The organism is Halotolerantifilum yawarlongkerapense (assembly GCF_054506745.1).
The window spans coordinates 2,440,966-2,453,608 of sequence record NZ_CP199719.1 but is presented as its reverse complement, the minus strand read 5'-3'; the positions used below and the strand labels follow the sequence as shown (position 1 = coordinate 2,453,608).

Sequence of the window (12,643 nt, the reverse complement as noted above, 5' to 3'; positions counted from 1 at the left end):
CTTCACACCTTTCTGTCGTACAGCCAGAGGCTGGGTTCTTTCAATTGATCGGAAAGCGCTTTCCTAAAGGACCTACCATGATCGGGATACTCCAGGTGCAGCAGTTCGTGGACTACCACCTCTTCGATTTTCCGGGGCGCCTGCATGACGAGCCAAAGGTTGTAATTAATCTGAGGACGCCGCGGATAGCAGGTCCCGTGCCGCCGTTTCATCTTCCGCACGGTGAGTTTGGGTGAGGGCAGGCACATGCGCTCCGCCCACCGCCGGGTCAAGGGAAAGAGCAGCTCCTGGGCCTTGTCCCGGTACCAAGATTCCACCTCTTTTCGTGAGGACGCCCGCAAGATGCCGTCCTCAAAGGACCGCTTCGAAATCTCCGGATCCACACGCACCTCGATCGGTTCCCCCAGATAGCGCCAAGGTGCCTGCACTGTAGACAGATGCTTGTCGATCCAATCCTTTCGTTTCTCTAGAACGGCCTCGATCTCCTCCTGGGGCATGCGAAGGGGGGCCACGATCTCCAGACGTCCCTCCCTGATCTTCAGATACAGGTGGCGATTGTCTCTACGCACCAAGTGATAGGCCTTCGAATCTATTAAATCCATACTTCCTTCCATTACTTGCCTCCAAATCATACAAAGTCGCGTACATTTCAATTATAATAGAACTGACGACACGATACCAGAAGAAACAAAGACAGCCACGGTCCTATCGAAGGAACAAGCCATCGTCCCAACAGAATCGAAAGGAGGTAGGCCACAGCTCTTTTTATTGAATCTGTGACCACACGAAAAAATGAAGAAAGATCTCAACATCGACCTCGGAGAAGGCTTCGGACATTTCCCCGATGCCACGGACTCCCGTCTCCTCTCTCATGCCACCAGTTGCAACATTGCCTGTGGTTTTCACGCCGGAGATCCCTCGCTCATGCGCAAGACCGTCCGCCTGGCGCGGGATACGGATACCCTCGTGGGTGCCCACCCCTCCTACCCCGATCTCAGGGGATTCGGACGGACGCCCATGGACCTGCCCGCCGATCGTGTGATTGATGACGTCCTCTACCAGGTGGGCGCTCTGGCGGCCATGTGCCGCCTCGAGGGGGTTGTCCTCCACCACGTCAAACCCCACGGCGCCCTCTACAATCGCCTCTTTCACGACGAATCCCTGGCCTACGGACTGGCCAAAGCTCTGTTTCATTTTGATCCCAATCTGCTGCTCTACGTCCAGTACAAGAGCGCTGCCCACCGTGTGTGTGCCGATCTGGGTGTCAAGCATGCCGTGGAGGTCTTCAGCGATCGGCGCTATGCCGACGATGGGAACCTGGTCTCGCGTAGCTTGGCCGGGGCGGTGATCGAGGACTTCACACCCTTCACCGACCAGGTCGATCGTCTTTTCGAACGTAGCGAGATTGTCACCCACTCAAAGAAGGTCCTCCCGGTTGCCTTCGATACCCTGTGTCTCCACCAAGACCATCCCGATGTCCTCAGGATGGCCTCTTATCTCAGGAAGCGGATCGAAGCATGAAGCCGATCAGCTGCCTTTGTCTAGCCCCGGGAATCTTCAGCCTGACCTTCTTCAATCGTCTGGACGCCGCGCACCAAGTGGCCGTCGAACGGCTGCGCAGACAGCTGGCCGATGTGGGCCTTCCAGCCGTAGCCGGCTATGGGAATCTGACGGTTTTCACTCAGGACGCTTCCATCGATCCCGAACCCTTGATCGCACGTATCGAAGCCCTTCCACCCTCCGAGCAGGCGGGTACTTTCTACCGCTACCACCTGCCCGTGATCTATGGTGGGGAGATGGGCCCGGATCTTGTGACCGTGGCCGATCACTGCCGCATGACCCCGGAAGAAGTGATCCGCCTGCACTCCGAAACCACCTACAGTGTGTATCTGATCGGCTTCCAACCGGGCTTTCCCTATCTGGGCGGGCTCGTTGACAAGCTTCACACACCAAGAAGACAACCCCCCCGGACGGTGGTCCCGGCCGGTGCCATTGGCATCGGTGGGGAGCAGACGGGGGTCTATCCCTTCGCTTCGCCCGGCGGGTGGCAGCTCATCGGAGGAACGGATGCCCGCCTTTTCGATGGTAGCCCTCTCCTCTCCCCGGGAGACGAAGTGCGCTTCCTACCGGTCGATCGCTTCGGCGTGGCCATGAAGCGGGAGGTGATCCGATGATCCGCATCAAGAATCCAGGACCCCTGACAACCCTCCAGGATGGAGGCCGGCCGGGTCTCGGTCATCAGGGCATCACAAGGGGTGGACCCATGGACCGACCGGCGGCGCTGCGCGCCCTCCACCTGGTGGGCGCAGCAACCCACGGACCGCTCATCGAAGCCCTCTTCGATGGGCTGACCATGGAAGTGGAAGAGAGTGTTCTCGTTGCCATCACAGGAGAAGGGGCAAAACCCGAGGTCAACGGTCATGCCGTCCCCACGGATCGCTTGCTCCGACTGGCTCCCGGGGATCGCCTGCGTCTGGCACCGAGTCCCAAGGGCCGCTACCGCTACATCGCCGTGGCCGGCCGTTGGCAGCTACCCTCGGTGGCGGCTAGCGTTTCCTACCATCCCCAGCTCCTACCCGAGGCCAAGCTCAAGGCGGCCGACATGCTCACCCTCGAGGACACGGGCTACCTGCTCACAGACCACCGGGCAAAGGTGAGCCCCGCGACGGGTCCCCTCACCTACTACCCCCATCCTGAACTAGGTCCCGACCATCACCGCACCTACCAAGCCTCGCTGACCGAGGCGATCAGTCGCATGGGCACGCGCCTAGTCGGTGACTTTCCCAAGCTACCGGCCCACGATCGCCTCTCCACCGCGCTTTACCCGGGTGCCATCCAACTGCCCACCTCGGGGGAGGCCATCTGCATGATGGCCGATCATCCCACCGTGGGCGGCTACGTTTTGCTCGGGACCATGACCGCCTCTTCCTTGGCCCGACTGGCCCAGATGCGGCCCGGAGATCGCTTCACCTTATCCCCGATTCCCCTCAGCCAAGTCGAAGCGGTCGATGCGGTCAGCTACACCGGTCGTCCTCCGGAACCCGGAAAAGCCGCTCACTACCGGATCACTGTGGGCCCTAGCACCTTCGGCATCACCGTGGAAGAACGATAAGGAGTCCTTTATGTTCGAGAACCTAGTCATCAACCTCTTTGCCATCGTGACCTTTCTCTTCCTGACGGGCGTGATCGACCTGCGCAACCGAAAGGGATATCTCGAAGACAAGCGACCGTACTACGGTATCCTCTTCGGTCTGCTCGGCATGATCCTCATGTACTGGTCCATCCCCCTCGGGCTTGGCTTCACCATGGATCTCCGTCATATCGGGATCATCATTCCCTTTGTCTACCTGGGTACGCTTCCCGGCTTGATTGCCGCCGGAATGATCATCCTCACCCGCCTCTTCGTGACGAACTTTTCACAGGGCGCCCTGGTGGCGGCAGCGGCCATGACCCTCTTCACGGGTATTGTCGCGGTGCTCTCCCAAAAGGTGCGGTTAAAGCGACTCCACCAGTCCCTTCTCTACAACGCACTGGCTATCCTCCTGCTCACCATCAGCATCCTGACCAATCTGGGCTTCAAAGGAAGCATCCCCCAGGTGCTCCTACTCGAGCTTCTCTTTTCCTTCGCCGCCATCTACATCGTCGATCGTACGGGAAGCTATATCTTCACCACCAACAAAATCTACAAGCGCCTGAAGATCACCACGGCCGAGCTCAAGACCATCGTGTGCAACCTGAGATCCGGTGTGCTGGTGGAAGACGAGGACCGGCGTCTGATGCTGACGAACCAGGTATTTCTCAATCAGTTCGGCATTGCGGGTGATCCTGAAGCCCTCCGGGGGGCAGACTGCCGGGAGCTCCTCGAGCAGAGTGCTATGCTCTTCGAGCATCCCGAGGCTTTCATCGAGAGCGTCCAACAGCGTCTCGATAGCCGCCACGCTTCGGCTGGCCGCACCTTTCTCATGAGGGACGGTCGCACCTTGGAGCGCGATTATGTGCCCATCGATGTGACGAACAAGTACCACGGTCACTTCTGGCAGTACCGGGACCTAACGGATCGCATCGCCATCGAACACTCTCTGACCGAGGCGAACGAACAACTGAAAGCCCTGAGCTTCATCGACGGGCTCACGGGGATCGCCAACCGCCGCACTTTTGACGAAGCTCTGGAGCGTGAGTTCCAGGTAGCCCGCCGCAAGCAACAACCCCTTTCGCTCTTGATGATCGACATCGATCATTTCAAAGCTTACAACGACCACTACGGCCACCCGGCCGGAGACCAGGTCCTCATCCAAGTGGCCGGGATCATCAGCGATCAGGTCAATCGTCCCGCGGACATCGTCTCTCGCTACGGTGGTGAGGAATTCGTCGTCTTGCTACCCGACACACCGGGTGATGGGGCCCTGCAGGTGGCAGAACGAATCATGGCGGCCATGGACCATGCTACCCTCGAGCACGCGGCCTCTCCCACGGCACCCCATCTGACGCTTTCCATCGGCATCGCCACCCGGGTGCCCAAGATGCAAGAGGAGGAGGACACACTTCTGGCCGCTGCGGATGCCTCCCTCTACCGTGCCAAGGAAGCCGGTCGTCACCGCGTGGACACCACTCTTTTCTAATGAGACTCTAATCTTGTGAGAAGGGGTCTCTCATCTTGTGGTGTTACACTCATGGTGAAAGGAGTGATGGACATGACCATCCATATCGATCAAATCGACGAAATCAGAAAACGAACGGGTGTCGGCTACGCTGAGGCCAGGGAGGCCCTGGAGGCCAACGACTACAACCTCGTGGAGGCCCTCGTCTTCCTGGAGTCCGAAGGCAAGGTCAAAGAGGAAGCAGAACCCGCTGCCGGCCTGGGTGATAGCCTGAGGTCCGGACTGAACCGCCTGATGCAGCACCGTTTCACCCTGAAGAAAGAGGGGCGGACCGTGGTAGATGCCAATTTGCTGGTTTCCGGCCTCTTCATGCTCTTCACCCTCCCCTTCACCGCCGCCCTCTTGCTCCTGGCTCTCCTCACCGGTCATAGACCCGGTCTGTACACGCAAAAGACCGAACCGACGGCCTAACACGCTTCGAAAGGATGGGATCCGATGCACCGATTACTCATCGCCGAGGACGAAGGCAAGATCGCCCGCTTCCTCGAGCTTGAGCTCACCCACGAGGGCTATGATGTCACCATCGCGCCCGACGGCCTGGAGGCCTCACGGCTGCTGGAGGAAACGTCTTTCGATGCCCTTCTCCTTGACATCATGATGCCCGGCCGCAGTGGATTGACGGTGCTCCGTCGCCTCCGGCGGACGAGCGACCTGCCCGTGATCCTACTGACGGCCAAGGACGATACAGCGGACATCGTCACGGGCCTCGACGCTGGCGCCGACGATTACCTCACCAAGCCCTTTGCCATCGAAGAGCTGCTCGCCCGCCTGAGAAGGCTTTTGAAGCGACAGGCGCCCGACCCGACGATCACCTACCGACACCTGACCATCAGCCCGGATGCCCGTCGGGTACAGGTGGCCGATGAGACGATCAACCTGACGAAAAAGGAGTATGATCTCCTCTACTACCTCGTGACCAACCGCAACGTCGCCCTCGATCGAGACCGCATCCTCCGGGAGGTCTGGGGATACGACTACGCTGGTGACACCAACGTGGTGGACGTCTATGTCCGTTACCTCCGCCAGAAGCTGGCCGATCCCTACAAGCGTCCCCTCATCGAGACCATCCGCGGTGTCGGCTACATGTGCCATGAAGATCATTAAGGGCATCGGGCGCCTGCTCCACCTCTTCTGGCAACTGCTGGTCTTCCCCTTCCGCCTGATAGGACGGCTCTTTGATCGCTTCCTCCGCCTCTTTCGATTTTCCATCGCCTTCAAGCTGACCTTCCACTACACGGGTCTCTTCTTCTGGCTCATCCTGATCACCTATGGTGTACTGGCCGTTGGCACGACCCTCTACCTCGAGGACACCCTCCGGGAAGATCTGAACCGCGTGGCCGCCCTCTACCGTGCCTATCCCGAGGAGCGACCGCTGATCAAAGAGGCCGCTGAGGCACAGGGGATCCTCCTCTTCTCGGACGAAGAGAACTGGCACACGCCCTCCTACCTGAGGCAGGTGACGCGGTCGATCAACGTGCCCGGTGAAGGCCTTGTCCATTTCGTCGCGGGGATCACCCTCGACCACCGCGCCCGCCTTACCCTCATGGCAGCCCTGGCGGCCACCCTGGTCCTTGCCCTCCTGCTGAATCACCTCTTCGGCAGACGTTACATCCGCAGGATGCTACGCCCCATCGAACAGATGCACCTGCAGATGACCGGTATGTCGGGTAGCGATCTTTCGGAGAGGATCGACGTTCGGGGTATCAAAGATGAACTCAAGGAACTGGCGATTACCTTCAACGCCATGCTGGACCGCCTGGAGAAAACCTACCGCAAGAAGGATCGTTTCGTTGCCGATGCTTCCCACGAGCTCAGGACCCCCCTGGCGATCCTCAAGGGCTACGCCAATATGCTCCAGCGCTGGGGAAAGACGGACCCCGATGTCCTCGATGAGTCCATCGTAGCCCTTATCAGCGAGGTCAGCCGCATGGAGCAACTGGTGGAGAACCTGCTCTTCTTGGCCCGGCGGGACCGCGATCACCTGAAGTTCCAACCGGACCACTGGCCCATCGCCCCCTTGCTGGAGGAGACCGTGACCTCTTACAGGAAACTCTACCCCCAGAAAACCTTCGCGGTGGAAGCGCCTGACCACCAGATCGTCGTTGCCGATGGCGATCTCTTCCGCCAGCTCATCCGGATTTTCCTCGACAATGCGGCGGAACACACTGCCCCCGACGGTAAGATTCTCTTGCGGGCCAAGCCCTCCAAAACCCGGCTGCTCCTCGAGATTACCGACGACGGTAGGGGCATCGCTCGTGAGCATCTGGTCCACCTCTTCGATCGTTTTTACCGCGTGGATGACGCCAGAAAGCGGGAAGGATCCGGTAGCGGGCTGAGGCTGGCCATCGCCTCCGAGATCCTGGACTTACACGGTTTTTCCGTGGACGTGACCAGCGAGCCCGGTGTGGGCACCACCTTCACGCTGATTCTATCGCCCCTGACCAGTAGGGCCTAGATGACAAAAAAATAAGAACGCGCAGGTCTCTCTTCCACTGGGGGAGGGACCTGCGCGTTCTCTTTTTGCCCTTATGCCTTCTGGGCCCTTTTGAAGCCCTCTCCGAGGACCTCATGGGTGGTGGCCACCATGACGAAGGCCTTGGGGTCGATGTGGTCGATGAGCTGTTTCACCTTGCCCATCTGGTTGCGGTAGACCACGCACATCAGTACATTGCGGTCGTCGCCGGTGTACATGCCCTTGCCACTCAGTCGCGTTACCCCGCGACCGAGTTTGAAGAGTTCCTCCGAGATTTCCTCCGGCTTATCGGTGATGATGGTGAAGGACTTGGAGTAGTCGAGCCCCTCCGTGATAAAATCGGCCGTCTTCACGATGACGTAGAGGGCGATCAGGGAGTAGAGGGAGATCTCCACATTCCCATTGACCAGACCGGCGAATACCACGACGAACATATCGAGCCCCATCATGAGCTTGGCGATGGACAGCGAGGGAAAGAATTTGTTGAGCACGGCGCCGGCCAGGTCCGTCCCTCCGGTGGACCCACCGAAACGAAAGACGATACCCAGACCCACACCGTTGAGGATTCCACCGAAGATTGAAGCCAGAAGCAAATCCTGGGTCACATTAAAGCTGCCCCATCGTTCGAACAAGATGAGAAAGACCGATAGGAGCACGGTGCCCAGGGCCGTCTTGGCCCCGAAACGACTGCCCAGGGTCTTGAGGGCCCAGAGAAAGAGCGGGATATTGATCAAGAGGTTCATGAGGGAGACCGGCACACCGGTTATCTCCTGCATGACGACGGCGAAGCCCGTGACCCCACCGGGTGCGATGACATTGGGAATGAGGAACAAGTGCAGACCAGCGGCAAGGAACAGGGTGCCGACGGCAATCATAAGGAACTGAAAAATCTTTTCTTTGAGCGTGAACACGGGTAAACACCTCCATTATTTTCTACCATTATTTTCGTATCACAAGTACTCATTCTAACAGGTCCTGCGCAAAATGCAATCCCCCGCAAAAAAAAATAACCCGGAAAAGCTTTCCGAGTTATCCCAGATCAATCTTTGATGGATTTGGCGGTGACCACTTTGAGCATAAAGCGCGGGAGCGCCATCATGCGGCCGAGGCGACTGGGGTTCTTCAACAGCCGGTAGAACCACTCGAGATGCAGGTCGATAAAAAGCTTCGGTGCGCGCTTGGAAGTGCCCGCCCAGATATCGATGCTACCACCGACACCCATGGCCACCTTGGCATTGAGGATCTTGCGGTGGGCATCGATCCACTTCTCCTGACGCGGCGCTCCGAGGGCCACGAAGAGGACGTCGGGTTTCGACTCGTTGATCGCATCGATGACGCGTAGCTCTTCCTCTTGGCTAAAGAAGCCGTGGTGGTAGCCGCAGATTTCCACGTGCGGGTAGGTCGACTGGATCTTCTCTGCAGCCAGCTCCACCACACCGGGTTTGGCGCCGAGCAGGTAGACTTTCTTCTTGGCATTGTGGCAGAACTTCAGCATCCGTTCCATCATCTCGACACCGGGGATCCGCTCGTCCAGGCCGAGATCGTGATGCTTGGATGCATAGAGGAGACCGATGCCATCCGGGATCACCAGATCCCCACGACGGAGGATGTTCTTGAGCTCCTCATCCTCCTGGGCCATCATGACGATCTCCGTGTTCGGGGTAAAGATGGTATGCAACTGGTCTTCCTTCATGAAGGCAAGGAAGCGATTATATGCATCCTCAGCGCTCACCTGATCGATGGGTACACCGAAGATCATCGTTTGCTCGCGTTCTTTCATGTAATCAATCGCCTCCTATGACACGGAATAATTGCTGATGATAAGCCGCGTGAGCGGCCAGCAACCGGTCTCTTTTCTCGCGGCATGTCTCTTGTTCCTTTTCGATCTGCTTCAAACGACCGAGCACCTCGCTCAAGAGATCCGCTCCGTCGACCTTTTCAATGGTCGATAGGGGACTTTGGTCGAGGGCATCCAAAAATGCATCGATCTTGGGGTCGTAGGAAAGACCGACCACAGGTACACCCAAGGCCGTCGCGAAGATCAGCGAGTGCAGTCGTTCCCCCACCATGAGGTCGAGGGCCGCCATGTGATTGAACAGTGCCGGTGTATCGAGCACCCCGGTTTCGATCAGACCCGCTCCCGGTAGCGCCAGCACATCCTGGTGGGCGTTAAAGGGAAGGAGCAGGACATTCGCGCGTTTCACCAGGCCCGCTAGGCAGGCCATGATCTCCGTCTTTACCCTGGGCTTTTCGAAGTCCTGTCGTCGCAGGTTGATCCCTACGATCGGTTTTTCAAGATCCATCCCGGGATAGCGAGCGAAGAGGGCTTCCCGGTCCATCGGGCGATCGGCTTTCATCGTCAGCACAGGATCGACCGTGACCTCAATCCGATCCGCCGCCACTCCCATGGCGATCAGATCTTTCTTTGAATGGGGATCGCGCACACCGATGGCCTGGGCGCGGTTGAAGACAAAGCCCACGAGACGCCGGTTGAAGGTCCCCTTCACCGGGCCCACGCCTTGGCTGTAGATGATCACGCGACGGCGCAGCAGGCGGGCGAGCAGGATCAAGCCCGCGTAGTAATAGAGACTCCGGCTACTCGTGGCATCTTGGAAGAGCGATCCTCCTCCGCTGACCAGCACGTCATTCTCGACCAGGGCCCGGACCAGGGCCACGGGTTTGAAGCGGTGTGCCGCGGGTACACCGTGCAGGGTCCGCGTACCTTCCGGATCAGCGGACAGCACGGTCAGGTTGTGATCGGAGAAGGTAGCGATCATCGCCGCCAGGATCGCCTCATCCCCTTCATTCTGATGTCCGAAGTAACCGGAGAGCAGTAATCTAGCCATGTTCACGTCGCCTCCAGAGAAATCGGTAGCCGAGCAGAAGGACGCCGCCGGCCAAGAGACCGATCACCGCCCCGATGCCGAGACCCGCCACGGTACGGACCACAGAGATGTACACGGGGGTCCACAGGTGGTTGAAGGTGTTGAGTACCGACGTGATCCCGAGCATCGCACCGAGCAGTAAGAGGGGCGTGAAAACCTTCACGCGGCGGAAGAGGAAGAAGTACATCACGAAAAGGGTAGGCCAGGCGATGAGAAATTCCTTCGTGCGTGGTCGCGCCGGGAAGGTCCGCTCTAGGAAGGTACGGACCATCCGTTCGAGCACAGTGGGGCCGAGACCCGCGTCGTTACCGGTTCGCGACAGGTAGATGTACCCCACGGCCGCCAGCGCCACGGCGAGGACACCGTGCCAGATCTGCACGCGCATGCGTAGCACCTCCAGCAGATCGTGCCAGTGTACTTCGGAAGCCCCCATCTCTTCGCGTTTCTTGAAGAGACCAAATCGCAGGACGTAAAAGGCCACCACAGCGGCCAGTGGCAACAGCTGTGCTATTTTGACACCCCGCGAGTAATCGAGCTTCAAAAGAAAGCGGCTGTGCCCCATGAGCGCACTGACGAAGAGGCCCCCGATGATGGCCACGCTACCGTAGAGAGCCAGGGCGAAGAGGGCTTCCTTGAGTTCGAAGGCCGGGGTCGTTTCCCCCTTGGCCAGGTAACGGGTGCGTAGGGCCGCCACCAGGTGATCGGCAATGATAATGGGAAAGAGCACCGTGGCGACGAACCCGAAAAGGGTCGCACTGAAATACGGGGCCACACGGTAGATCCCCACCACACCCAGTGTGCCGATCACGGTGAGGCCTATCAGCGCCCAGTCGGGGAGCGGGAGATAGGGTTGACGCGCCAGCCAGAAGAGGCCGATTCCCAAGAGGCCCAGGGCCGCCAGCGTCTCGAAGACCAGGTGAGAACCGTTGGCTTCCGTGGACTGGGCCTCGCCCAAGGTATAACCGTGGGGAGCCAATCGATTGGAAAGGTTCTCGAAAAACGCCGCGTAGTAGGTGGGATCTGTCACGGGCTCGAGGCGGCTTTTCATAAAAGGACGGAAGTAAACGGAACGCATGCTACGCTCCGTGATGGCGCGGTACAGGGTGTTCTCGATTTCTTCGGCTCCCTCGTACCCGTAGACAGCGAAACGCTCCTGGATATAGGGAGACATGGGGAACAATCGGATCGCCTGATAGTCCGTGGTTGTCACCAGGTCGGTGATGCCCTTCTGCTTGATAAAGGGATCTCCGTTGGTCGCCTCGATCAGGGCTACGGATAGGCCGCGCTCCTTCATGAGCGCACGCATCTCGTCGAGTCCTTCGGGATAGCCCAGTGCCTCGGCTCCCGAGAAGACCACCACCTGCTGATCGGGGGCGTACTGGTCCAGTGATTTTTCAAAAGCGGCCACGGCCTGTTCCGACTGACCACCGTGGTTTTTCGGTCGCAGCATCACGCCTAGTCCCGAGGCCTTGACGGCTTCGATTTGATTCTTATCGTAAAAGAGACCGGCATCCTCCACGCGGGACCCCACGTAGTTCACCGGTAGCTTGATCCCCTTGCCGGAATCATCCTTGTACCAGTAATCATCGTTGTAGTAGCGATCGCTGGCCTTGGCACGCAGAAGGCCCATGAGCAGACCATCGTCGATCAGCTCGTAGGACGCGTCGTCGTAGCGTGCCTGGATACCCTCGATCAGCCGTTCGTTGAGGGGTTCGTTGGTAGAGAAAAAGACCAGATCATCTGCATCCACGGCGTCGCTTTCGATCAGCGCCACCTGTTTCTCCGAAAGACCCTGGCGCCAGAAGGGATCTGCGGCAAAATTACCCACGAGATCATAGGCGATGCCCTTTTCCTTTTCCACCAGGCTGGAGAGGCTTTCCTCTTCGATCGCCACGGCCGTGAGACCCCACTCGTGGAACCGCTCAAGCCAAGTGGCCTCGTCTTCTCCAGAGGCTTCGGACATAAGGGCAATCTCTTCCACGGGCATATAAAGCGCCACCGTCTGCTCCGAACGCTCCGATGTGATGCGTGCAGAGAGCAAGAACACCAGGGCCACGGCAGACGCCAAGACCAAGAGACCCCAATATTGTTTCATTCTTTTCATCATGATCTGGGGCCCCCTACTCCGCTACCGCGGTGTATTCGCCCATGATCATCATCACGGCATCCGTCTCGAGGCGGAAGCCACGCCCATCGTTCTTGGGGATCAGCAGGAGGTGGTTCTTGGGAATCGGTACACCGGATGAGAGGTCCACCCCATCCGTCAGATCGGAGAGTCCACCCGCGGAAGACGTGATGGCCGTCGCCCGCCCCGAGCGCAGGATCACCTGGGTGCTTTCTCCGAAGTAAACGGAGACGCCTGCCCCGAAGGGAACGGGCTTGAACACAGAGGAAGCCGCGGCGGCCGGCGTGCCTTCGAGCGCATCGATTTTATCCTCGAGCTTAGCGATCCGGTCTTCCACGTAACTGACCGTCACCAGCGGATCCGTGGCTGAGCCCGCGCTGGCCTGAACCTGGGTGGACAGCTGGCTGAGCAGCATGGTCACGAGTAGGATCACCGTGACCCCAAAGAGATACTTATTATTGAAAATTTTCCCGATCATTCTTGTTCCTCCTAACAAAACAAA

Annotated in this window: 13 protein-coding genes; 7 read left to right on the top strand and 6 right to left on the bottom strand. The window is 58.8% G+C overall.

Translation table 11 applies throughout. The features are described from left to right. Positions 1-2 precede the first annotated feature (2 nt). Complete coding sequence (locus ACULM0_RS12065) at positions 3-602, bottom strand: M48 family metallopeptidase (RefSeq protein WP_463677783.1); 600 nt, start codon at positions 600-602, stop codon at positions 3-5. Positions 603-792: 190 nt separating this feature from the next. On the opposite strand from ACULM0_RS12065, the gene ACULM0_RS12060 reads away from it, so the two are divergent. The 7 genes from ACULM0_RS12060 to ACULM0_RS12030 all read left to right on the top strand — a co-directional run bounded on the left by ACULM0_RS12060 (position 793) and on the right by ACULM0_RS12030 (position 7,113). After that, positions 793-1,521: a 5-oxoprolinase subunit PxpA gene (locus ACULM0_RS12060; RefSeq protein WP_463677782.1), complete on the top strand. Its 729-nt coding sequence runs from the start codon at positions 793-795 to the stop codon at positions 1,519-1,521. After that, on the top strand, positions 1,518-2,174 hold the full coding sequence (pxpB, locus tag ACULM0_RS12055) for a 5-oxoprolinase subunit PxpB (protein ID WP_463677781.1): 657 nt from the start codon (positions 1,518-1,520) through the stop codon (positions 2,172-2,174). The genes ACULM0_RS12060 and pxpB overlap by 4 nt, the downstream gene beginning before the upstream one ends. Next, positions 2,171-3,112, top strand: coding sequence for a 5-oxoprolinase subunit C family protein (locus ACULM0_RS12050; protein WP_463677780.1), 942 nt, complete (start codon positions 2,171-2,173; stop codon positions 3,110-3,112). Before pxpB ends, ACULM0_RS12050 begins: the two co-directional genes overlap by 4 nt. A 10-nt stretch (positions 3,113-3,122) precedes the next feature. Beyond that, on the top strand, positions 3,123-4,619 hold the full coding sequence (locus ACULM0_RS12045; protein ID WP_463677779.1) for a sensor domain-containing diguanylate cyclase: 1,497 nt from the start codon (positions 3,123-3,125) through the stop codon (positions 4,617-4,619). A gap of 72 nt (positions 4,620-4,691) precedes the next feature. After that, on the top strand, positions 4,692-5,069 hold the full coding sequence (locus ACULM0_RS12040) for a UBA domain-containing protein (RefSeq protein ID WP_463677778.1): 378 nt from the start codon (positions 4,692-4,694) through the stop codon (positions 5,067-5,069). 24 nt (positions 5,070-5,093) lie between these two features. Further along, positions 5,094-5,762: a response regulator transcription factor gene (locus ACULM0_RS12035; RefSeq protein WP_463677777.1), complete on the top strand. Its 669-nt coding sequence runs from the start codon at positions 5,094-5,096 to the stop codon at positions 5,760-5,762. Further along, complete coding sequence (locus ACULM0_RS12030) at positions 5,749-7,113, top strand: sensor histidine kinase (protein ID WP_463677776.1); 1,365 nt, start codon at positions 5,749-5,751, stop codon at positions 7,111-7,113. Before ACULM0_RS12035 ends, ACULM0_RS12030 begins: the two co-directional genes overlap by 14 nt. A gap of 71 nt (positions 7,114-7,184) precedes the next feature. Here ACULM0_RS12030 and ACULM0_RS12025 read toward each other — a convergent pair whose 3' ends face one another. The 5 genes from ACULM0_RS12025 to ACULM0_RS12005 form a co-directional block, all read right to left on the bottom strand. Beyond that, positions 7,185-8,042, bottom strand: a complete 858-nt coding sequence (locus ACULM0_RS12025; protein WP_463677775.1) for a YitT family protein — start codon at positions 8,040-8,042, stop codon at positions 7,185-7,187. Positions 8,043-8,170: 128 nt separating this feature from the next. After that, positions 8,171-8,911 (bottom strand): WecB/TagA/CpsF family glycosyltransferase, encoded by a 741-nt coding sequence (locus ACULM0_RS12020; protein ID WP_463677774.1) that lies wholly within the window; start codon positions 8,909-8,911, stop codon positions 8,171-8,173. A 4-nt stretch (positions 8,912-8,915) separates the two neighbouring features. Next, entirely contained in the window at positions 8,916-9,977 is a 1,062-nt protein-coding gene (csaB, locus tag ACULM0_RS12015) for a polysaccharide pyruvyl transferase CsaB (RefSeq protein ID WP_463677773.1), read from the bottom strand. Beyond that, the gene (locus ACULM0_RS12010; protein WP_463677772.1) at positions 9,970-12,123 is read right to left on the bottom strand and encodes a DUF5693 family protein; all 2,154 of its coding nucleotides are present in this window, start codon (positions 12,121-12,123) and stop codon (positions 9,970-9,972) included. The genes csaB and ACULM0_RS12010 overlap by 8 nt, the downstream gene beginning before the upstream one ends. A gap of 13 nt (positions 12,124-12,136) precedes the next feature. Next, on the bottom strand, positions 12,137-12,619 hold the full coding sequence (locus ACULM0_RS12005) for a hypothetical protein (RefSeq protein ID WP_463677771.1): 483 nt from the start codon (positions 12,617-12,619) through the stop codon (positions 12,137-12,139). Positions 12,620-12,643 lie beyond the last annotated feature (24 nt).

Excerpts from the sequence above, each read along its gene's own strand:
- ACULM0_RS12010 (WP_463677772.1), bottom strand. The coding sequence starts at position 12,123 with ATGATGAAAAGAATGAAACAATATTGGGGTCTCTTGGTCTTGGCGTCT.
- ACULM0_RS12050 (WP_463677780.1), top strand. The coding sequence starts at position 2,171 with ATGATCCGCATCAAGAATCCAGGACCCCTGACAACCCTCCAGGATGGA.
- ACULM0_RS12035 (WP_463677777.1), top strand. The coding sequence starts at position 5,094 with ATGCACCGATTACTCATCGCCGAGGACGAAGGCAAGATCGCCCGCTTC.
- ACULM0_RS12060 (WP_463677782.1), top strand. The coding sequence starts at position 793 with ATGAAGAAAGATCTCAACATCGACCTCGGAGAAGGCTTCGGACATTTC.
- ACULM0_RS12040 (WP_463677778.1), top strand. The coding sequence starts at position 4,692 with ATGACCATCCATATCGATCAAATCGACGAAATCAGAAAACGAACGGGT.
- ACULM0_RS12065 (WP_463677783.1), bottom strand. The coding sequence starts at position 602 with ATGGATTTAATAGATTCGAAGGCCTATCACTTGGTGCGTAGAGACAAT.
- pxpB (WP_463677781.1), top strand. The coding sequence starts at position 1,518 with ATGAAGCCGATCAGCTGCCTTTGTCTAGCCCCGGGAATCTTCAGCCTG.
- ACULM0_RS12030 (WP_463677776.1), top strand. The coding sequence starts at position 5,749 with ATGAAGATCATTAAGGGCATCGGGCGCCTGCTCCACCTCTTCTGGCAA.
- ACULM0_RS12005 (WP_463677771.1), bottom strand. The coding sequence starts at position 12,619 with ATGATCGGGAAAATTTTCAATAATAAGTATCTCTTTGGGGTCACGGTG.
- ACULM0_RS12020 (WP_463677774.1), bottom strand. The coding sequence starts at position 8,911 with ATGAAAGAACGCGAGCAAACGATGATCTTCGGTGTACCCATCGATCAG.
- ACULM0_RS12045 (WP_463677779.1), top strand. The coding sequence starts at position 3,123 with ATGTTCGAGAACCTAGTCATCAACCTCTTTGCCATCGTGACCTTTCTC.
- csaB (WP_463677773.1), bottom strand. The coding sequence starts at position 9,977 with ATGGCTAGATTACTGCTCTCCGGTTACTTCGGACATCAGAATGAAGGG.